Source organism: Mycoplasmopsis columbina (assembly GCF_900660685.1).
Classification (GTDB): Bacteria; Bacillota_I; Bacilli_A; order Mycoplasmatales; family Metamycoplasmataceae; genus Mycoplasmopsis; species Mycoplasmopsis columbina.
On the sequence record NZ_LR215041.1, the window covers coordinates 650,997 to 673,484 of the forward strand.

General features: G+C 27.2%; 17 protein-coding genes. 12 read left to right on the forward strand and 5 right to left on the reverse strand.

What is annotated here, in order from left to right; genetic code table 4:
* Positions 1 to 11: 11 nt before the first annotated feature.
* From secDF to rpsO, 3 genes are all read left to right on the forward strand, one after another.
* On the forward strand, positions 12 to 2,585 hold the full coding sequence (gene secDF / locus EXC37_RS02680) for a protein translocase subunit SecDF (RefSeq protein ID WP_029891870.1): 2,574 nt from the start codon (positions 12 to 14) through the stop codon (positions 2,583 to 2,585).
* A gap of 43 nt (positions 2,586 to 2,628) precedes the next feature.
* Positions 2,629 to 3,519, forward strand: coding sequence for an FAD synthase (locus EXC37_RS02685; protein WP_029891871.1), 891 nt, complete (start codon positions 2,629 to 2,631; stop codon positions 3,517 to 3,519).
* Between the two features lie 108 nt (positions 3,520 to 3,627).
* Positions 3,628 to 3,894, forward strand: coding sequence for a 30S ribosomal protein S15 (rpsO, locus tag EXC37_RS02690; protein WP_006608822.1), 267 nt, complete (start codon positions 3,628 to 3,630; stop codon positions 3,892 to 3,894).
* Between the two features lie 77 nt (positions 3,895 to 3,971).
* On the opposite strand, the gene argS is transcribed toward rpsO, so the two are convergent.
* The gene (gene argS / locus EXC37_RS02695; protein ID WP_029891872.1) at positions 3,972 to 5,597 is read right to left on the reverse strand and encodes an arginine--tRNA ligase; all 1,626 of its coding nucleotides are present in this window, start codon (positions 5,595 to 5,597) and stop codon (positions 3,972 to 3,974) included.
* A gap of 144 nt (positions 5,598 to 5,741) precedes the next feature.
* On the opposite strand from argS, the gene EXC37_RS02700 reads away from it, so the two are divergent.
* Genes EXC37_RS02700 through EXC37_RS02715 form a run of 4 tightly spaced genes read left to right on the forward strand, consistent with a single transcriptional unit; the run spans position 5,742 to position 10,327 of the window.
* Positions 5,742 to 6,011 carry an HPr family phosphocarrier protein gene (locus EXC37_RS02700; RefSeq protein WP_006608824.1) on the forward strand — a complete coding sequence of 90 codons (270 nt, stop codon included), beginning with the start codon at positions 5,742 to 5,744 and terminating at the stop codon, positions 6,009 to 6,011.
* Positions 6,012 to 6,035: 24 nt separating this feature from the next.
* Positions 6,036 to 6,995 (forward strand): ABC transporter permease subunit, encoded by a 960-nt coding sequence (locus EXC37_RS02705; protein ID WP_051660704.1) that lies wholly within the window; start codon positions 6,036 to 6,038, stop codon positions 6,993 to 6,995.
* Positions 6,988 to 8,085, forward strand: a complete 1,098-nt coding sequence (locus tag EXC37_RS02710; protein WP_051660705.1) for an ABC transporter permease subunit — start codon at positions 6,988 to 6,990, stop codon at positions 8,083 to 8,085. The genes EXC37_RS02705 and EXC37_RS02710 overlap by 8 nt, the downstream gene beginning before the upstream one ends.
* A 7-nt stretch (positions 8,086 to 8,092) precedes the next feature.
* Entirely contained in the window at positions 8,093 to 10,327 is a 2,235-nt protein-coding gene (locus tag EXC37_RS02715) for an OppA family ABC transporter substrate-binding lipoprotein (protein ID WP_029891875.1), read from the forward strand.
* Positions 10,328 to 10,368: 41 nt separating this feature from the next.
* Here the strand turns inward: EXC37_RS02715 and EXC37_RS02720 are convergent, their stop codons facing one another.
* The gene (locus EXC37_RS02720) at positions 10,369 to 13,461 is read right to left on the reverse strand and encodes a lipoprotein 17-related variable surface protein (protein WP_029891876.1); all 3,093 of its coding nucleotides are present in this window, start codon (positions 13,459 to 13,461) and stop codon (positions 10,369 to 10,371) included.
* A gap of 357 nt (positions 13,462 to 13,818) precedes the next feature.
* Here EXC37_RS02720 and tuf point away from each other — a divergent pair, with 357 nt between their 5' ends.
* The 5 genes from tuf to EXC37_RS02745 all read left to right on the forward strand — a co-directional run bounded on the left by tuf (position 13,819) and on the right by EXC37_RS02745 (position 17,696).
* Entirely contained in the window at positions 13,819 to 15,012 is a 1,194-nt protein-coding gene (gene tuf / locus EXC37_RS02725; RefSeq protein ID WP_006608829.1) for an elongation factor Tu, read from the forward strand.
* A 138-nt stretch (positions 15,013 to 15,150) separates the two neighbouring features.
* The gene (gene tsaE, locus EXC37_RS02730) at positions 15,151 to 15,555 is read left to right on the forward strand and encodes a tRNA (adenosine(37)-N6)-threonylcarbamoyltransferase complex ATPase subunit type 1 TsaE (RefSeq protein ID WP_029891877.1); all 405 of its coding nucleotides are present in this window, start codon (positions 15,151 to 15,153) and stop codon (positions 15,553 to 15,555) included.
* Position 15,556: 1 nt separating this feature from the next.
* Positions 15,557 to 16,123 (forward strand): tRNA (adenosine(37)-N6)-threonylcarbamoyltransferase complex dimerization subunit type 1 TsaB, encoded by a 567-nt coding sequence (tsaB, locus tag EXC37_RS02735; RefSeq protein WP_029891878.1) that lies wholly within the window; start codon positions 15,557 to 15,559, stop codon positions 16,121 to 16,123.
* 8 nt (positions 16,124 to 16,131) lie between these two features.
* Complete coding sequence (locus EXC37_RS02740; RefSeq protein ID WP_029891879.1) at positions 16,132 to 16,701, forward strand: hypothetical protein; 570 nt, start codon at positions 16,132 to 16,134, stop codon at positions 16,699 to 16,701.
* Positions 16,702 to 16,958: 257 nt separating this feature from the next.
* Complete coding sequence (locus tag EXC37_RS02745; RefSeq protein ID WP_029891880.1) at positions 16,959 to 17,696, forward strand: hypothetical protein; 738 nt, start codon at positions 16,959 to 16,961, stop codon at positions 17,694 to 17,696.
* A 122-nt stretch (positions 17,697 to 17,818) separates the two neighbouring features.
* Here EXC37_RS02745 and EXC37_RS02750 read toward each other — a convergent pair whose 3' ends face one another.
* Genes EXC37_RS02750 through EXC37_RS02760 form a run of 3 tightly spaced genes read right to left on the reverse strand, consistent with a single transcriptional unit; the run spans position 17,819 to position 22,471 of the window.
* The gene (locus tag EXC37_RS02750; RefSeq protein WP_029891881.1) at positions 17,819 to 18,787 is read right to left on the reverse strand and encodes an ABC transporter permease; all 969 of its coding nucleotides are present in this window, start codon (positions 18,785 to 18,787) and stop codon (positions 17,819 to 17,821) included.
* A complete protein-coding gene (locus EXC37_RS02755; protein WP_129693843.1) occupies positions 18,781 to 20,820 on the reverse strand; it encodes an ABC transporter permease subunit in 2,040 nt (679 codons plus the stop codon). Before EXC37_RS02755 ends, EXC37_RS02750 begins: the two co-directional genes overlap by 7 nt.
* Positions 20,807 to 22,471 (reverse strand): ABC transporter ATP-binding protein, encoded by a 1,665-nt coding sequence (locus tag EXC37_RS02760; protein WP_029891883.1) that lies wholly within the window; start codon positions 22,469 to 22,471, stop codon positions 20,807 to 20,809. The genes EXC37_RS02755 and EXC37_RS02760 overlap by 14 nt, the downstream gene beginning before the upstream one ends.
* Positions 22,472 to 22,488 lie beyond the last annotated feature (17 nt).

Here is a 22,488-nt window from a genome sequence, read left to right on the forward strand (position 1 = left end):
TAAAGAAACTTATGTTTAGAAATCTTAGAAAATTCTTTAAAAATTTAGTATCTTTAAGTAACTGAAAAAGAATTACAATTGCAGTAATTACTTTAATTTCTGCAATTTTAACCGTTGTTTTTGGAAGTCTTTTTTATGTTTCAAAAAATGTTAATAAATCAGTTGAATATGGTGGAGGAGTTGAATTTCTAGTCCAAGTAACTGATCAAACTAGCGATAAAACAACAGATAAATTTACACAAAATGTAGCTGGAGCACTTAGCAATAGATTAACTGGGGGAACTGAATTTAATGGTACTAAGGTTCAAACTCAAGGAGATGGAAAAATTCTAATTACAAGAAATGGTTCTTTAACCGATGCAGAACGTAAGAATTTTGAAGACATAATTATCAATAAACCTAATTTAGTTCTCACTGACACAAACATGATTCCAATATTTGTCAATGGTGAATTTAATGAAAATAAAGAAACTTTGGATTACGAAAATATCAGCAAGTATATTCCGCCGCTCAAACCATCTGGTGCATCTAATCAGTTCATTCAGACATCAGGAAAATATAATGTTTTAATTAAATTACTTGATAAAAATGCCGAAAGAGAATGAACGGATGCAACTTCATACATAGCATCTTCACCAGATCAAACAATTTTAATGTGATTAAATCTTGATGAATTAGTATCTGTTGCCAAAGAACGTTTTTCAGCTCAATGAATAAAAGCTAAAGAAAATCCCTATAACTTTGTTCATGTTGATGAGGCACTTTCTGATAGTAATGGCAGAAGAAATATTTTGAAAGAGAATCAAATTAAAGCTAAAGATTTCTTAATTAGCGAAGCAAGAGCAGCAAGTCCTCTAAGCGGTGATTCTTTTACGATTACAGGTAATTTTAATGAAGGTGAAGCCAAACAACTAGCAGCAAATATTAATTTTGGTACTTCAAAATATAAACTTGATATTCTTTCTTCAAACTACATTTCTGCTTCTTCAGTTGGTGATTCATTTAATAAAGCGCTTATTGCCGGAATTATTGTTTTTGCAATTATTTCAATTTTCATGATCGTAAATTATGGACTATTAGGAGCACTAAGCACTATTTCCATCGCTCTTTATGTATTCTTAACTTTATTAATGTTCACAATTTTAAGAGGAGAATATTCACCTGTTACAATCGCTGCATTAATTATTGGAATTGGAATTGGAGTCGATGCCAACATTATAACTTTTGAAAGACTTAAATCTGAAGTTTATGCCGGCGAAAAGATTAAAAAAGCTATTAAGAATTCGAATCGCTTGGCTATGTCTTCAATTATTGATGCAAACTTAACTACTCTTATAGTTTCATTCACGTTGTTCTATTTTGGAACTAGTGCTGTAAGAGGTTTTAGCCTTTCATTAGTCTTTTCTGTTATTTTCACTCTTCTAATAATGCTTTTCTTTACAAAAGGAATTAGTAATTTAATAGTTGGAACTGGTTTCTTTAACAAACGTCTTTGACTTTTAGGAATTAAATACAAAAAAATTAATAATTTAAAAACAAATGCTCTTTATCGTAGATTTGATTATGTTAAACATGCTAAATGATTTATTATTGGTTCATTAGTTTTTGTACTAATAGGATTAATAGTATTTTCTTCAGTTGCTGGTTCAAATAAAGAATTCTGATCTGGATTCAATAGATCATTTGAATTTCAAGGTGGAATTAATATTTCAATTGAAGGAAAAGATACTTATATAATCACTCAAAATGATGCAACAGCAATTAAAAACTTCATTATTAATAACCAAAATGCTTTAGGTATCAAAGATGTTGCAAAATATACAAATATCTTGCCGATAGATTCATCAAACACAATGTTTAAAATTTCAATTAAAACTGCACAGGATTTAAACAATAATGTTGAACAAATAAAATCATTAATTCTTCAACAATATCCTGATGTTCATGTTTGAAGCTACGGAATTTCTTCAATTGAAGCTCAAAATTTAGTGAAAAATGCATTGCTTGCAGTGGGAATTTCATTTATTGGAATTATTCTTTATACATTAATTAGATTAAAATGAACCTACTCATTTGCAGCGATTGTAGGACTTTTACATGATGTTCTTCTCACTATTGCATTCATAGTGATTACAAGACTAGAACTTTCACCTATTATTGTGGCTGCTGTTCTTTCAATTATCGCATTTTCAATTAACGACACAATTGTTGTCTTCGATAGAATTAGAGAAAGAGTTAGTTTAGTTTACTATAAAAATTTTCTTGATGCAAAACAAATTAAAGAAATTGCTAATTCATCAATTGCAGATACAATTAAACGTAGTTTATATACTTCTCTTACCACCATTATGGCTGTTATTGTATTATTAGCCTTTAAGGATGCTACCAATTTAGCTTTTAATTTAACTATGATTTTTGGATTAGCAATTGGGGCATATAGTTCAATTTTCATTTGTACATGACTTTGAGTTAAATTAGAAACTATTAGACAGTTAGGCATTAAAAAACGTGAGGAAAGCAAATTCTGAGTAATAAGCAAAGATGAGGAACAAATTTTCCCAGGAATTAATGATTTTATAGCTTAAAATATGTGAAGTTTAACTTTACATATTTTATTTAAAGGATTTTATGAGTTTAACTATTTACACACTTGAAAATCAACCTAAATTTAATAATCCTATTTACATTTTAGGAGCCTTTGAATCTTTTCATTTGGGACATTGAAAATTACTTGAAAAAGCATATGAATTAAATAACAACAAAGATTCTGATATTGTCTTAGTATTTTTTCAAGATTGCCAAAATTTACCAAAGAATCAAGATCAAATTCTAACTGATTTAAACTTTCGATTGCAAAGCTTTGCTAATTTAAATTTAAAATATGCTTTGTCTTTAAATTACAATGAAGTCAAAAGTTTCATGCATGAAGATTTCATTAACTCTTTAGTTGCAAAACAAAGCAATTTTAAATTTGTCATTGGCGAAGATTTTAAATTCGGTTTTAAAGCACAAGGTAGTGCTAAATGATTAGTTAACGTTTATGGAGATAATTTAGTTTTTCCTGTTGAACCAATAAAAAAGGACCAAAAAAAGATTTCTACTTCCTTTTTAAAAGAATGTGTAGAAAATGGAGAAATCGAATTACTAAATTCCTTAAACACCTTTAAATATGGCTTTAGCGTAAATTTAAAAGACGCAAAAATGAACGAAAAAAACAATTTAGTAATTTTAAAAAATCCAATTTTAACTCCTTTAAAAGAAGGAATTTATATAGTAAATATTGAAATTGATAAATTTACTTATTATGGTTTGATTAATTATGGATTTTCAGACTTTTTTGAACTTATGTTTTTTGATGTTAAACTAAGAAGTGATTTAGTGTTTAATGAAGTGAATTCTAAAATAAGAGTGATTTTACTTAAAAATTTACGTTTTTTCATAGATAAAAGTGATTCCATTAATAAAATTGATTTGATCCATGGAAAAAATTTTTTTATTGAAATGAATAAAAATTCATAATTTTCTTGTTTTATGTTACTATTTAGTAGCATCCAAATGCAATTTTAGACTTGGTTTTAATGTTTAATTAAAACTAGGCTAAAACGTAATATATCAAAGGAGATTATTATGATTACTAAAACTCAAAAAGCTGAATTAGTAGCAAAATATGGAAAAAATCCAAAAGACACAGGTAACACTTTAGTTCAAGTGGCAATTTTAACTGCTGAAATTGAAGATTTAAAACCACATTTCAAAAATAATCCAAAAGACAAACATTCTCGTCGCGGATTCTTGGCTAAAATTAACCAACGTCGTGTTCTTTTACAACATTTAAAAGAAACTGATTTTGAAACTTACCAAAAAGCTTTAGCTGAATTAAACTTAAGAAAATAAGATGCAAAAAGAAAAGAGACTTTTGCCAAAGTCTCTTTTTTATAACTTTTTTTGAAAATAAAAAGCGCTTAGCGCTTTTACATTTTGTGTGGAGTTGAAATTTCGATTAATCTCATTCCGTTTTCAAGAGTAATATGTACTGCTTTTACTAAAGCTAATAAACTTGCTTCATTTTTGTGACCAATGATTTTGTCACTATTTGAATATCATGAGTTAAATTCTTTAGCTAATTTAATTAGATATTGAGTAAGTAAGTTTGTCATGTATTTGTCTGCTGATTTAAGAACAATTTCTGGAAATTCTAAAATTGTTGAAATTAATTTTTCGTCTTGTTCATTTTCAAATTTTTCAGCTTTTAAAGTTTCAAAGTCTAATGAAGATTTACTTAATAATGCATGTGCTCTAGCGTTGGCATATTGAACTAAAACTGCTGGATTGTCATTAGTTTTGCTTGTTGCAATATCAATATCAAAATCCAATTTTGAGTTATAAGTTCTATCTAAAAGAATAAATCTTGCACTGTCTTTTCCAACAAGATCAATTAATTCTCTTAAGAAGAATGATGTTCCTCTTCTCTTAGACATTTTGAATTCTGAACCATTTTTCATCAATCTTACAAGTTGCATACAAAGTACAATTAAGTTTTCTGGTTTATAACCTAAGTTTTTCATAGCAGTTTGCATTCTTTTAATGTAACCAGAGTGATCAGCACCTCATACGTTCATTATAATTGCATCTTCGCCTGTTCTCTCAAACTTAATGTTGTGATATGCAATATCTGGAGTAAAGTATGTATATGTTCCATCGCTTTTAATTAAAACACGGTCTTTATCATCACCATTGCTTGTAGTTTTTAATCAAGTTGCACCATCTTTTTCATATGTATTGTTAAGTTTTTTAATTGCTTCTTTAATTAAAATTGCATCATTATTGTAAAGTGATTTTTCACTGTATCAAATATCAAATCAAACTCCAAATTTTTTCAAGTCTTCATCAATAGCACTTAAAAAGAGTTCAACACCTTCTTTTTTAAATGTTTCTAAAATTTCACCCTCTAGTTTGACACCTTTATATTTATCACCATGTTTTTTAAACATTTCACCAGCTGCTCAAACAATATCTTCTCCTCTATATCCGCCTTCTGGTAATTCATAGTTAGCATCAAAGTTTTGTTGATATCTGGCAAAAAGTGATTCTGCTAAAAGATTAATTTGTACACCAGCATCATTAATGTAATATTCACGGGTCACATCCATTCCCGCAAATTCTAAAATGTTAGCAACTGTTGAACCAATTGCTGCATTTCTAGCATGCCCAACGTGTAAATAACCTGTTGGATTTGCTGAAACAAACTCAATGTTAATTTTGCCTTTTTTATTACCTTTTCCGTAATCCTTACCTTTTGCTAAAACATCGTTTAATCCTTCAACAAGAGATTCTTCAGTTAAGAAAAAGTTTAAAAACCCAGGGCCAGCAATTTCTACATTTTTTAAATGCAACGCTTTCATTTTTGGTTCAAGTGCTTTAACAATTGCTTCTGCTAATTCATGTGGATTTTGACCTTTATTTCCCATAGCCATGTTAGTTGTTAAATCAGCATAAGCCTTAGGTTCAATTAAAAAAGGTTCTCTTTCAATTTTTAACTCTTTTGCAATATGCTTTAATTCTTCTAATAATTTTTCTTTAATCGTAATTTTATTCATAATGTAAATATTATATTACATTTCATTATCATAAGGCTATAACTTAATACTAAATACTGAAAAACATGAATATTTTCCAAATAATCTAATAAATTTTGCTTTTTGTGTTGATATAATAAAAACACTAACTTAAGTGAGGTACCTATGAAAGAATTTAAAGCAATTATTATCGATCCTATTGGGTTACATGCTCGTTTGGCAAGTATTGTTTCTTCTGAAGCACTTAAATACAAAAGCGAAATTAAAATTACTTTACCAAAATTCAACAAAGAGGGTAATTTAAAATCAATTATGATTTTGCTAGCCATGAATATTCGTAAAAACGATGAAATCATTGTTAAAGCAACAGGAGAAGATGAAGAATTAGCTATTAAAGAATTAGAAAAGGTATTCAAAGAAGCTAACATCATTTAGTTTTGTAGAAAGGCAAAATTCTCAATGACTTTTGCTAGATATTTGTTTAAAAAAATAATATTTTCATTTTTGGCTTTTATCATAGCTTTTTTTCTTAGCTATGTTTTTTTCTTTGTAGTCTTTAACAATAATCAAAAAAGTATAATCGAAGGATTTTTTGAATTTACAAAAAATATTTTCTATGGGTTTGGAAAAATTAATAATTCAACTATTGCAACAGGTTTTGATAATTCCTTAAAATTATTTTGACAATATTATCAATATAGTTTCTTTTACATTATTATTACTTTGGTATTTAGTTACTTAATTGGTTTTTTTATTGGATTAATAATGGGTTATAAAAATGGTAAATTGAGTGATAATATTTTGTCTCTAATTGTTTTTGGTGCTGTTTCTATCCCAGTTTTCATCTTAGCGCCGCTCTTAATTTTAGTTGCTCAAAACAACGATTTACCTATTCTATTTATCAAAGCAAGTGAATATGGCATTAGTTGAATGATCTTATCAATGATAATTCCAATATTACTTCTTTCAATTCTTCCAATTAGTTTTATTGCTACCACAACTAAAAATACTATAATAAAGTCATTATTGGAACAGTATGTGTTACAAATGAAGGCAATTGGTTTAAGTGATTATCAAATTTTTAAAAAAGCTATCCTAAAAAACATTATTGCTGATTTTTTTGCCATATTTATACCTCTATTGCTTATAACAATTAGTTTCAGTTTTATTATTGAAAGAATTTTTCAAATTCCAGGCCAATCTCTATTGATTATTAATATGATTGAAATTAAAGAAATCAATGTTTTACTGACCTTTATTTTTTGAAAACTTTTTATTTTTCTTACTTTGGATTGACTAAATAATACTATTTACGATACTTTAAATAACTTAATTTCAACATCTATTACACAATCATTTTGAACTAAAAAAGTTGAATATTATTTTAAAAAGTTGATAGGGAGAAAAATCTATGAATAAAACTGCAAATAAAAACAAATTGTTTCATTTTAGCAATAAAAACAGTGTAAGCTTTTCTCCTTCTAACCCTGAAAATAGTTTTAAAAGATATTTAAAAAGATTTTTTAAGAAAAAATTAAATTGAGTCATTTTAACTTTGTTTATTATTTTTATATTATTTGTATACATAACAAGTTTAAGTTATAAATATTCTTCTTCACAACCAGTAAAAAATAACGAATTATTTCTTGATCTACCTAATTACTCATTAAATTTAATTTTTAAAAAATTTAATTTAGATGATCCTATATACAGAATAATCAAAAATAATAACGAAATTAATCCAAATATTATAATTAGTGAATCTTTTGTTTCGGATAAAGTCAATTTAACCTATAGACCTTATTTATTGTTAAAAACTATATATAATGAAAATTATGTTTTATTATTCGGGACTACTTCTTTAGGAATAAGCAGATTTAGCAATTTTATTAATTCAATGAGTAAAACTATTTTAATAATTTTGGGAATAATATTAATTCAATTGATAATCGGTGTTATTTTAGGCACTTACTTTGCATTTTATTCAAAATATGCACCAATTAAAATAAGTTATTTTTTGTTCAACACAATTAGTCTTGTACCTTTTATTGTCTTAAGTATAATTATCTTTAAATTCCTTGGATATAGCGATTCTAAATACGTTTTAGTAACTTCGCTATTAGGATTTATTAACTTTTTCTACAATGCTTATAATGAAACTAATATTATTAAAAATAAAGAGTATATAAATGCTTATAAATCAATAGGTTTAGGCAATCAAAGAATCATTTGAAAGATAATTATTCCAAGTATCTTTTTCTCAATTTTAAGTACTATTGGAGAAAACATTTCTTTAAATTTATTAATTTTAAGTTCATTAGCTTTTTTTAATATTCCAAGCATAGAAACATCATTAAATATTGGAAATGTATTTAGACAAATTATTGTAGATAAAAACAATGTTGAATATATTATTTTTGTAATTTTTAATATTTCTTTTTTTGTTTTCATTACAAAATTATTAAGTTTAAAAATTCATTTAGCATATAACGTGAAAGGTAGTAAATAAGCAAAATATGAAAAAAACATTATGAAAATATTTATCTTTTTCTTCTCTTTTACTACCTGTCATAGCAATTAGTTGCAATGTCAGAGAGGCAGTTGATAACACTACTTATATAAAAACTTTTAACCATGAAAATTTTGTGAAGAAAAATTTTCTTATTAATAGTGTAAAAAGAGTGGAAAATGATTATGAATCACTTCTCCATTCACCTTTAATTAAATGGAGTTTTAATGGCAAAGCTAGATATGATTCAATCAATAACCAATTCTATCAAGCCACTTCAAAATACTTAACATTCAATCTTGCTCAAAGATTAAAGCTTTATTTAAAAAATGACGTAATTTTGGAATTTAGTAATGATAGTGTTAACTCATCTACTAATTTCACAAATAGTAAAAGCGGAATAGAACAAGTTTTTAATTCAAATGATAACAATATTAATTCTCCTTTATTCTTTAATAGTTTAAAAGACGCATGAAAAGTAGAATTTGATTTAAGATTTGATCTTCCTTATGTTAATAATAAAGGTGAAAAAGTCAATTTGAATGTTAATGAAAATGATTACTGAACTTCTTTACAAAGTAAATGAGATGAAGTAAGATTATTATTTAATAATTATGGGTTAAAAGAACCAGAAAAAACTGACTTTAATCAATCAGTAAGTTTTGAATTAAGTGATAAAAATTCCAATGATTCAATTGAAAATTTTCTCCTAAATGAAATCCCTAATAATCTAATTTTTAATCCTTTACCTTCTAATTATGAAAACTTATTTAATGGCGAATATGGAAAAAAAGTAAATCAAGTTTATTTTACATCTCCATATGTTTTACATTCAAATGAATTTAATAAACAAATTTATCTTAAAAATTTAAATTTTGCATCTAAAAAATTTGTTGAAAACAATTTTAAATTAAATAAAATAGTTTTTAATTTTAACCCCGTTCCTTTAGATGAAACAACTTACCAATTGCAAGCTTTAGAAGGATTTAAACAAAATTTAATTTCTGAAGTTGACACGAGATATTTAAATTATTCTCAACTTAATGAGATAAATAATCTTCCTGCTCTTTTTAATGTAACTTTTGCAACAAATATTGATAGTAAAAGTAATCCTATGAAATATTTTTGAAATTTAGATTATTTAAAAAATTCTGATGATGAATTTACTAAAAAAATATTATTTGGAATAGAAAATTCTAATGAAGACAAAGATAATTACTTCAATATCAAAAGATTTCAATTTAGAAATATTTTAATCTCTTTAATCAACCCTTATTCTTTAATTAAATTGCTAGACAAAACACAATATTGAAATAGTTTATTTCCACAAGCAACTAAATTGGACGGAAATGATGTAGATAATTACAGAGATAAAGTTTTATTTAATTACTTAGATGAAATAAATGAAATTTGAACTTTATTTTTGACCAAAGATTCTTTAAATAAAGTGAATTCATATCAATTTAAAGAAAATTATGAAGCTAATATTTTAGATTTAAAAGAGAGTTTAAAAACAAAAAATTTTGAGACATTAAAAAAAGAATTTATTGAATTACTTAATTATTTTTATGAGTTATATCAATTGAATTCAACATTGAAGTTAAATATTGATATTCCTATATTTAGCAACGAAAATACTAAAGAAAAAAATTTATATAATGAAATAGCGAAAATTATTAATTCAATAGATAGTAGATTAAATGTTTCTTTCTTTTTTGCTGACAAAAACGATAAAACAAACATTTTCAAATATTCTACTTTTATCTTCGATAATTCAAATTTTAGTTCAATATTAACAAATTTTTTATTTAATAATAATGATTTAACTCTTTTAAACAACTTGATTCTATTTAGAAAAAATATTAATGTCTTTAAAAGTATAAATTCTTTAGAATCGGCAAGCAAAAACTTAAATTACATATTTGATATTTTAGATAAATATTTTGATTCTTCTTTTTGAAATCAAATTTTTACAAATAACATATTAAATGACTATTTAAATTCACACAAACTTGATTTAAATGAATTAAGAAAAAAAATAATTTCAGATTTACAAACTTGAAGTGTTAGACAGCAACTTGACTTCATTAATGCATTTGACTATTTTATAGATTCTTTTGTCACCAATGAATCTTATGTCCAAACTAACATTTATAATAGAGAAATTATTCAAATTCATTTTGAAAAACCTTTAAATGATTTAGGCTATACTCAATATGAAGATATCGACGTAATTAGTTAATTTAAAAGCAGACAATTAAGTCTGCTTTTAAATTAAACATTTTAGTTTTCTACTGTTGGTAAATCAAATATTTTAATTGAGAATTTGTTTTCTTCTTTAATAGTTAATTTATTTGATGGTGATTGATTTTCTTCTAATAATGAAAATTCTGCATAAACACCATCTTCTTTTTTAACAAGTTCAAAACCTTTACGGGTATTTTTTCCAGTTGGATCAATAAAGTACATGTTTTCTATGTCTGCACCATTTGTAATAGCACCAACAGGATGACTTATTTCTAAGTTCATTTCTTTTTTATTAATGTCACCACCTATTTCTTTTGCAATTACTGTGTTATTTTTTAGAGCTACAAGTAATCTTGTTTTATTAGTTGCATTAAAGAAGCTAAAAATTCTATTTTTCGCATTTTCTCCGCCTGTCACATTAAATGCTGGAGTTGTTGAATTCTCATCAACTGCTTTTTTAACTTGTGGAGCTTTAAGTGTTGAAAATCCAGTTAAACTAAATTCTTTAGTATGAGTTTGTGATTCATCTTCTTTACTTGTTAAAGTAACTGTAACTGTTAAATTTCCACCGTCGGCTGGTGTTTTGGTTGTAATTGCTAAATTAACTTTATCTTTATCTGCATGGTCTAAAGTTAGAGTTAATTGTTCATCAGTTACTTGATCTGCTCTTAAGTAAGTTTTATTTGCTTCAGCTGCCAAGTTAAGAGTTAAGCCTTCAGCAATTGCTGCTAAATCAAGACCTTGTTGTTTAAATCCTGTCAATTCATATTCTTTATTAAAAGTTTGATCATCTTTAGTAAGGGTTACAACTAAAGTTAAAGTACCTTGAGTATTATTTGCTGTTCCTGCTTTAACTGTTTTAGTAACAGTGATACCTTCTGTTGATAAATCAACAGTTTCTTCACCTCTTTTAAGCATGAAGTTATTTACTTCAACTGCTGAAGGCAAAGTTTCAGCCTTGTTTTCATAATCAACTGTTACACCTTCTAATTTTTCACTTAAATTAGTGGTTTTGAAGCCTGTAATTTCAACATTAATTTCACTTGATGAAATTGTGGTGTTTGTTGAATCTGTTTGAGTTAATTTGTATGTTAATGATAATGTACCGGTTGTTTCATTTTTACTACTACTTACTAGTGCATAAGTAAGTCCTGAGTCAACTTCGCCTTTAGTTACATTGTCTGCACTTGCATCAGCAATTGGTGTAGTTTCTTTGTTTTCATAACCAAAAGTATCTTTTAAAGCTTGTGCTTTTGCTTCCAGTTCTTCTTGTGTAAGTACAGTGAAAGCAACTGGAGTTGTTGTTGTGTATTTGTTGTCAATTCTAATATTGGCTGGTTTTCTATCGTATTTACCTAATTTAAATTTAATTGAGTAATTTCCTTCTTCATCTTTAACTAAAATTACTTTTCCTCTTTCATCTGAATTTGTAGTTGAGTTAAGAGCAAATGTTGTTAAAGCGCTTCTTGAAAGTTTTACTTTATCTTCTTCACTTAATTCAAATAATTTAACTCTTGGCGCATCTGGCTCATCTTTATTATATGGTTTGTCATAAATGCCAACTTCCACATAATCATAGTCAAGTAAAGCACCATCACTTAAAGTACTTAAATATGCTTTAGCAGCTGCACTTTGAACAAGCATAAATTTCTTAACTGTTTCAAGTTTAGTAACAATAAATTCATAACTTGATTTTAAAGTTGTTAATTCTTTAACAACAAATTCACTTGATGTTAAATCATCTTTTTGAAGTTTAAATTGAACTTTTTTGTATCCGTTGTCAATTTCATCTATAGCTTGATCTTTGTTGTTTTCTAAAGTGTACATAAAAGCTTTATCAACTACTGTATATCCTTCAGGAGCAGTAATGGTTACTTTATCAAGTAATAATTCATCTGCTCTTAATTGATCTGTAGCAGTTTCGTATGTTACAACTGTAGCTTCTTCTGCATTTTTTAAATCTCTTTGTGCATTAGTTAAAAGATTAGCAAAATTAACTGTGTATTCAGCACTTTCAGCTGTTTCAACTAAAACATCTTTTAACTTATAAGTCACATTTACAGATGAATCTTCTAATTTTTCTGCTCTTAGAATTTCAACACTAACATAGTCAGTTAATGAATTATTTACAACTGTTTTTTCTTGCGGAGCAGCTGTTAATTCTTCAATTGTTGGTTTTTCTTCTGGTAAAGTAACTGTTACATTTGCCGCTTTAATTTCATCAAATTCTTCGCTTGTAAGAGCTTTTGAAGCTGGAACAACTTCTGCTTCATATTCAGTTGAAATATTTTCTGGATTTGAATATTTTTGAGTTAATTTATATTTAAATTTGAATTTTTTAGTTGATGAATCATGTGTAAATGAATCATCAACATACGCTAATGTAACTGATTCATCAACATTAGCTGCTGTTACTACATCTTTGCCATCCCGATAAAGCTCATAAGCGTTTGCTTCTGATGAAAAAGTTACTTTTGCAGCTAAAGCAGCAAATTCTTCTGCTCCTAAAGCACCTTTTTCAAAGGTTAATTCATATGATTTAGTTTGATCTTCAAAAAGTTTGTCAACTAATTTAAGAGTTGCACCATAATGTGTTTGACTAACTTCTTTAAAGTCGCTATAAGTAATTGTTACATACTTACTTACTTCTTCTAATTTTGAAGCACTTAAAGCACCTTCTCCTAATTCAATAAAATCATGTGCAGTGATTTTATTTGATTTCAACATAACATTTAAATCAGATTTTAGAGAATCTAATTCACTTTCACTTAATTTTAAATTGTCCAAAACAAGATTCTTGCCATCTTTTGAAATTGTTCCAGTTGCCTTATCTTTAACTTTGGCTTTAATTGCTACTTGACGATAGTTTTGTGCTTTTGCTTCTTCAATTACTAATTCATATTTAGTTGAATCTAAATTACTTCCATAACTACCATTGGCAACAACTTCTGCATTTGTTGCATTTGGTGTAGTTGTAGTTAAGGCTAAATTAGCAACCTGCTGATTTAATTCCACCTCAAGTTTATTTTTACTATCATCCACATCATTAGTACATGATGCAGCCACGAATGGTAAAACCGCCGTTACTGAAAGAGATGATAATAAAAGAGTTAGTTTTTTCGATTTCATTTTTCCCCTATTAAATTCGTAAATTAAATTATTAATTAGATATTTACGTGCCTTAATAATATGAAAAAAATATGAAAAAAATTATTTTTATAACTTAATTAAAAATATTTTTGTGAAAAAAAACGCATTTTTTACACATTTGAAAATATTTTTATTTTTATTTAAATTTAATATAAAATATTTAACTAGTAATTAAGCTTAAGAATTTTTTCTTCTTTGTTACAATTTAATTACTTTTATAAGTGGGTGATACCCAAAGAAATTTTTAAGTTTTAGCATATGGACAGGATGTGGATGGAAGGCCACACTTTGGTTGGTTTTAGCGCTAAAACAAATTATTCAATTGAAAGGATTAACATGGCAAAATTAGATTTTAATCGTAGTAAAGAACACGTTAATATCGGTACAATTGGTCACGTTGACCACGGTAAAACTACTTTAACCGCTGCTATTGCTACAGTATTAGCCAAAAAAGGTTTAGCTGAAGCTCGTGACTATGCATCTATCGATAATGCACCAGAAGAAAAAGCACGTGGTATTACAATTAACACATCACACATCGAATATGAAACAGAAGCACGTCACTATGCTCACGTTGACTGTCCTGGTCACGCTGACTACATCAAAAACATGATTACCGGTGCTGCTCAAATGGACGGAGCTATCTTAGTTGTTGCTGCAACAGATGGTCCTATGCCTCAAACACGTGAACACATTCTTCTTTCTAAACAAGTTGGTGTTCCTCGTATGGTTGTTTTCTTAAACAAATGCGACATGCTTAAAAGTGCAGATGACGAAGAAATGCTTGAATTAGTTGAAATGGAAATTCGTGACTTATTAAGCAAATACGGTTTTGATGGTGACAACACACCTATTATTCGTGGATCAGCTAAAGAAGCTTTAGAAGGTAAAGCTGAATACGAAGACAAAATTATGGAATTAATGAATGCTGTTGACACATACATTGAAACTCCAGTTAAAGAATTCGATAAACCATTCTTAATGGCTGTTGAAGACGTTTTCACAATTACAGGTCGTGGTACAGTTGCTACAGGACGTGTTGAACGTGGAAAATTATCTCTTAACGAAGAAGTTGAAATCGTTGGTTTAAAACCTACTAAAAAAACTGTTGTTACAGGTATGGAAATGTTCCGTAAAAACCTTAAAGAAGTTCAAGCTGGTGACAATGCTGGTTTATTACTTCGTGGTGTTGAAAAATCACAAATCGAACGTGGACAAGTTCTTGCTAAACCAGGTTCAATCATTCCTCACACAGAATTCAAAGCTGCAATTTATGTTTTAACTAAAGAAGAAGGTGGACGTCACACTCCATTCTTTAAAAACTACAAACCTCAATTCTACTTCCGTACCACAGACGTTACCGGTGGAGTTGAATTTGAAGCTGGACGTGAAATGGTTACACCAGGAGAAAACGTTGACTTAACAGTTAAATTAATTGCTCCTATCGCGGTTGAAGAAGGAACTAAATTCTCTATTCGTGAAGGTGGACACACCGTTGGTTATGGAAACGTAACACAAATTATTAAATAATAATTACTTTTGAAAAAACAAGGCATTGGGCTTTGTTTTTTTTCTTTATAAAGTTTTTTTCGCATATTAATAGTTTTATATTTTTGTCAATTTAAAAAGACAAAAGGTATAATAGAAAAGTCTATATAAAAGGATATTATGGAAAAAATTTTTATAACTAAAAATTTGAATGAATTAGAAAATGTAGTTAATTATATTTTGACTAATTTAACTGTTTCAAAGATGATTTTGTTAAATGGAGAATTAGGAAGTGGTAAGACTGCATTGGTCAAAGTTTTAGCTAAGTTAATAGGAATTAAGGATACAATTGTTTCTCCCACATTTAATTACATGAAAATTTATGAGGGTCTTGTACATATTGACGCCTATAACTTAACTGAAGATTTGAGCGAATTTGAGGATTACTTTGATGACAATATTGTTGCAATCGAGTGACCTGAAAAAATTAAAATTTATAATAACAATTATTTAAATGTTTTTGTATCGGTTAATTCAAAAGATGAACATATCTATAAAATAGTTAAATATGAAAAGGATGCTTAGTATGAAATTGTATTTAGACACTGCGAATGATGATTTTTCTCTTGCAATATTTGACAATAATTTTAAAAAAATAGATAGTTCAATTTATGAAAATTATCAAAAAAAAGTAAATTTAACTGTTCAAGAAATTGAAAAAATCTTAAATAAAAATCAAATTGATATTTCAGAAATTAATGAATATTATTTAAATATTGGACCAGGATCATTTACAGGTAGTAGAGTTGGTTTAGTATATTTAAGAACTATTGCTGAGATTCAAAAAAAACCTATTTTTACAATAAGTACTATGCAATTGCTACAAAAACAAAATCCCAATGTAGAAACTTTTTATATAAGTGCTGCAGGAAATAAATTTTATGAATACAAAAGAAGTGATAATTTTGACGAAAATAAAATTAATTTAGTTTTAAATGAAAAAAATGATTGCGTGTGTTTAAAAGTAAAACATGATTTATTTTTTAATAATTTTGTTGACTATTTACCACTATTTAAAAAGTATAATTATAATGAATTAATAAACATTAAACCTTTATATGTGAAAATGCCACAAATAGGTAATAAAAAATAGGAGTTAAAATGAAAAAATTTAAACTTTATGGGCTTCTAGGTGCCACAGCACTGCCTGTTTCGTTTGTTGCTGTTTCATGTTCCCAGCCAACTGATGAAGAAAAGAAAAATTATGTTATCGAATTTGCTAAAAAAGTAGAAGCTCAAACAGAAAGCTTAATTAATGAAGATTCAAAAGATGAAGGTGTTATTTCTTCCATACCACTTGGTGAAATTTTGAAATTTGAAGATATTGCCAATTTAACTTATTCAGAAATGAATAAAAAATATCAAGAAGCATATGAAAAATTCCAAAGCGCAAAAGCGCTACTTGCACTTCAAATTACTACAGTAAAAACATTTTTAGATAATAACACATTTCCTCAATTATCTCTTTTAAAACCAACATTAGAAAAGCCATTAAATTTATTGGACAAAATTCTAAATAAAAATATTCTAACTAACGATTTATATCAATCAATTGAAAACTTAGAAAATAATGGAATTTTTGACATTTTAAAAGATGCTGCAAATATTAAAAAAACAATAGAGGAAATAACAAAAGCTACTGGATCTGGTGGATTCGCTTTTGGACAATAAACATATTTATAGTGCTTTTAGTCAATTACATTTCAGAATTGAATAAAAAAATATTTTTTTATGTATGTGTAAAAAAACAATTTTTTTACACATTTTTTTATATTTTTTCATTTCAAAAATTAATATTTTAAATGAAAAAGAATATTATTAAATAGATTACTTAAAAAAATTAAAAATAAATTATTAAAATATAGAATAGTAAAAAAAATATGAAATTTAATTTAAATTAAAAATTAATGGAAAGAGATTAAAAAATAATGAAAAAGTTTAGATTTTATAGTTTATTAAGTGCAACTACTATTCCAACCGTTTTTGTTGCAGTATCATGTAGCGAAAGCAAAACAGATCAAGAAAAAAAGGATTATATAGATCAATTTAATAAAAAATTGGGCGATTATAGTCATTATGCTAATATTCCTAATATAAATCCTGAATATTTAAATAAAATTCAAACAAAATGAAAAGAACAATTCAAGCAAACATACTCGGAATTTAACAAAGATTGAAAAAAAACTGCGGCTTGATACAAAGCTAAATTTGCTTTTATCAAATCACAAGCAAAAAGTTTTGATTTTGAACAATACTTAAAAAATTTTCTAAATGATTTAAAAAAAGATGAAAAAACGCCTCCTTCTTTAATTTCAGCAGTTGAAAAAATTATTCCTTTTACTCCAAAATTTTTAGAATCTTTTGAAGTTAGTGATGATGCTTACACCTCATTTAAAAATTTCGAAAAACTAGGTGTTTTAAATTGAAATTTTACACAAGAAGAAAAAACTGAATTGCTTAAAATGATTTTTAATAATGTTGAAGAACTATCCCCAGGATTATTAGTAGAACTTGGCATTCTTAAAGAAAACAAAGATGACAAAGAAAAATCACCTGAAGAAGAAAATACAGAAAATAATCCAAAAACTGATAATGAAGAATCTTCAACTCCAACAAATAGTTCAAATGAAAATTCAAACACAAACGAAACTTCACCAACTGCATAACTTAAAATAACAAAAAAAACAAGAGATTTAATTCTTTTGTTTTTTTGTTATTTTTTTAGAAAATCAATTGATAAATTTAACACTAGTTGATAAATTAATAAAAAAATAAAGCACATTGTGCTTTATCTTTGTGATTTATCATAAGGTATACCCGCTGCTGCTGGGGCATTAGATCTTTTAGACATAAATATTACGACAACAAGAGTTAACAAGTAAGGGAAGATCAAGAGAACATCACTTGCTTTTTTAAGACTATTAATATAAGGAGTTGAGTAAGAGAAACCTAAGAAAATTGAGAAAATAATAGAAGCAAGTGCGATGATTAGAATATTTCATTGTCCTACAATCATAATTGCTAAAGCAACATATCCTAAACCAGCTACATCCCCGTTGAATAAGAAAGTTTGATTATTCGTTGCTTGGGCAAAGAAAGTTCCTGCTAAAGAAGCTAAAATGCCTGAAATAATAACTCCTTGTCATTTATATTTAGTTACATTTACTCCGGCTACATCGGCAGCTTGTGGATTTTCACCAATACTTCTAAATCTTAAACCTCATTTAGTTTTATAAAGTGCTAGATATCCTAAAACTATAACTAAGATAGTTAGAACAATTTGTAAAGAAATTACTTCAAAACTATATGAAAGTGTTTGACCAGAAGATGTTGAGGTAACTGTTGGAGAGAAAGCTAAATTCTGAAATGAATTGTTTAATTTTTTTGCATCTCCAAAAGTTCCCATGAAAACTAAAGCAATACCTGTTGCTAATAAGTTAAAGGCAAAACCTGAAATTGTCTGTGAACTTTTTAGTTTAATAGTTGCATAACCAAATAGTAATGAAGTTACTGCACCAAAAAGTAAACCAATTACCGTAGCAACTAATGAAAGAGCGATATTTGCTCCAGCACCTAATTGTGCTTTGTTTGCAGCATGAGAAATTAAAAGATAACCTAAAGCTCCAAAAATCATCATTCCGTTAATAGAAATATTCACAATTCCCACTTTTTCGGTAAACATTCCCGCAATTGCACCTACAGAAAGAATACAAAAGAAGAGAATAGCAAAATTATAAGTTGAGGCAAATGCTAGCATATTACTACTCCTTTACTTTCTGCTTTTGAACTTAAAAGTTCTATAAAATAATGTTTTTTGATAAATTGATAATTTTCGTGTGCTCTTGTTTTAAATTCTTTTTTAACATCTACTAAATCTGCTTTATATTGCATTTTAATATTTTTTCTATTATCCGCATTTAATGCTTGTAATTTAACAAAATGATCTTTTTTAATATTAGAAATGTTTCCAAAAATATTAAGAATTTCACTGTTATTTGAAACTTTTTGAGCTTTATTTGATTCTTCTAAGAATTTATTTTGCATTTGTTTAAATTCTTTGTTTAGTTTTTTAATTTCATCTTTTTTAGAAATTTCACTAAATCTAAATTGTGAATCATCATAGGTTAAAGTTAGTGATTCTAAAGTTTTAATTTCATTAACATAGACTGATTCAAAAACTTTTGATTCAACTTCTTTGTAATTTTTAAGAAGTGCTTGGTATGTTTTTTTATTTTTTTCTTTTTTAATTTTTAAATCATTTAATGTCTGATTTAAGCTTGTATCTTTTTTATAAGTTTTAGAAATTCTTCTTAAAACTAATGTTTCAAAGAATAAATCTGCTTTGTGTTTTTGAATTGTTTCAATGGCTTGAATATTTCTATCTAATAAAGTAATTCTCTTGTTTAATTTTTCTATTTTATAGTAGTATTCATCTTTTAACTTATGATAACTACTCAAAGTTTGTTCTTTGTTAACTAATGCCGAATTTTGGTTTAATTTTTCTTTTTTCAAAGCATATTGTTTAATAGCATTTAAGTATTTTCTTTTTAAGAAATATCTCTTTAGATGTAATCAATAAACTCTTGATGAAAAGTTTAAAGAAGTTTTAAATAAGAAACCAAATGGTTTAAATTCCATAAACAATTGCGCAATTGCTGCTAAATAAAGAATAATTGAAGTAATAACTTGCATTTCATCCGCAGTAATGTATAAAGGATAACCTTGCAATGCTGGTTGTACTTTATAAAGTAATGCGTAGAATATAGCGGTAAAAATAACTCCAATTGATGAATTAAGTGCTAGTAAAGAAATAGCAATTGAAACGAAACCAAGTGCTAGTGGTGAACTTGTGTCAGTAATCTTGATATTCTGATTAAAGAAGTAGTAGAAGAAACCTGCTACTCCGGCAAAAGCTCCAGAAATAATCATTACATAAACAACTGACATTTTTTCATTAACACCAATGTATTGACCATTAGTTTTTGAAAGTCCCAACATTTTAAGTTTATAACCAATGGTTGTTGATTTATACATAAAGAAAAGACCAATGGCTAGAACTAGAAAAATGACTGTGAAAATAATTCCAAAAATGTATTGAGTATCATTAAAGGTATTCGCGCCTTGACTATTTACAATAGTGAAAACTCCAGTTTCTGTTCCATAACCAAATTTACTGTCAAGAAAAGTTTTTACTTTTTCTTGACTAAAGAAAAGATTATTATTAGTGCTAAAAATAACTCTATTCAATTTTGCAACAACTCAGTTTAACATAATTGTTGAAATAACTTCATGCACGTTTAAATAGGCTTTTAATATACCAGCAATTCCGGCTAAAAATGCTCCAGCAAGAATAGAAATAAGTAATGAAAGAATTAAATATCCAACTGTAATATTTTTAATTCCCAGTGCAATAAACATTGAGAAAACAATAGTTGAGGCAAACATCATCTGCCCACTTATCCCAATGTTAAATAACCCTGATTTAAAACCTATAGCAGAAGAAACTCCGGCAAAACCAAAGATAATGAAGAAGGTTAAAAAGGCAGCTATATCTCTTTTACCTTGGAAGGTTTCTCCAAATTTTGAAAAGAGTAAAAATGGATTTTCGCTTTTCATAATTGCGATGAAAATCAAAGCAATTAAAACTCCGAAAATCAATGCTCAAACTGATGACATGGTTTTCCTAAAAGCGCTTTTATTTCTGTCTAAACGAATAAATTCGCTTAATTTTTGTGATCAAGCATTGTATTTATCTTTTGCAGAGTGTCATGCATTTTTAGTTTTGTCCATTCTCTCCTCCTTTCTTATTAGCCATATAACTTCCTATTTCTTGTCTTGTTATTTGTCTTGCATCTTTAAGTGCAACAATTTGACCTTCGTTTAAAACTGCAATTGTGTCAGCTAAAGCTAAAACTTCATCAAGTTCATATGAAATTAATAGAATTGCTTTTCCTTCTCTTTTTTCCTTTAAGATTTCATCATGAATAGTATTAATTGCTTTAACATCCAACCCACGAGTTGGTTGCATAACAATGATTAAATCATGAGGCGCTTCAATTTCACGACCAACAATAAATTTTTGTTGATTTCCTCCTGAAAGAGAACGCGAAGTTGCGTTTCCATTTAAACTTCCACGCACATCATATTTTTCAATAATACTTTTAGTGTGAGCGTTAATATTTTTGTTTCTAAAAATGCTAAGTTTCACAAATTTGTTATCTCATAATCTTCTTAAAACTGAATTCTCACGAATTGTGTAGTCCAATACTAAACCATGCGCATGTCTGTCAGTTGGAATATATGAAATATTTTGTTTTGATCTCTTTTTCACGCTAAATTTAGTAATATCGTGAAAAATTTGAGCATCATAATTTTTGCTTTGTGACTTATGTTCTAAAGAAGTCAAATATTTTTGAGCTTTAGAAGGATTTTTAGATTGCAATTTTTCCAATTTAGCTTTTTCAAAGGCTAATTGTGCACCAGATTTTCTAAGAAAAATTGTTCCTTCGCTAGGCGTTGCCATACCTGAAACAATTTGTTCAATTTCTCTCTGACCATTACCTTCAACTCCGGCAATAGCTAAAATTTCACCTTTGTGAATTTTTAGAGATAAATTGTTAAGATTTTTTTGTAATTTTTTGGTACTAATGTTTCTTAATTCTAAAACTACATCTTTTCTTTCACAACTAGCTGTATTTTTAGTTGCAACAACATTAGTTCCCACCATTGCCTCAACAATTTGAGACATTGGAGTTTTTTTCACATCATAGGTGCCAATTGACTTACCGTGACGCAAAACGGTAGCATAATCAGCAACTTGTTCAATCTCATTTAATTTATGAGAAATGAAGATAATGGTTTTACCAGCTTCTTTAAATTTCAAAAATGATTTTAATAATCCTTGAATTTCCTCATCGGTTAAAACTGCGGTTGGCTCATCAAAAACCAAAATATCATTATCTCTATAAAGCATTTTCATAATCTCAACTTTTTGTTGAGTTGAAACTGTTGCATTCCCACTTTTTTGTTTTAAATCAAAGTGTAAATTGTATGCATCTTGTAATGCTTTAATTTTTAATTCTGCTGTTTTATTGTCAATAAAGTGATTTTTAGTTCACTCACTTCCTAAAACAATATTGTTTAAATTAGAATAAACTTTTACTAATTTAAAGTGTTGATGCACCATTCCTATTCCATAGTTAGCTGCATCATTAGGACTTTTAAAAAACACCTTTTTATCGTTAACTAATATTTCTCCTGAGGTTGGTTCATAAAGACCAAAGAGAATACTCATTAGAGTACTTTTCCCCGCTCCATTTTCTCCAATTAGAGCGTGAATAGTCCCTTTTTGAATATTAAAGCTAACGTTATCGTTAGCTTTAATTCCTGGGAATTCTTTGGTTATATTTCTAAATTCAATTGCGTTTTGAATTTGAGTCATATTCACCAATTAAATTA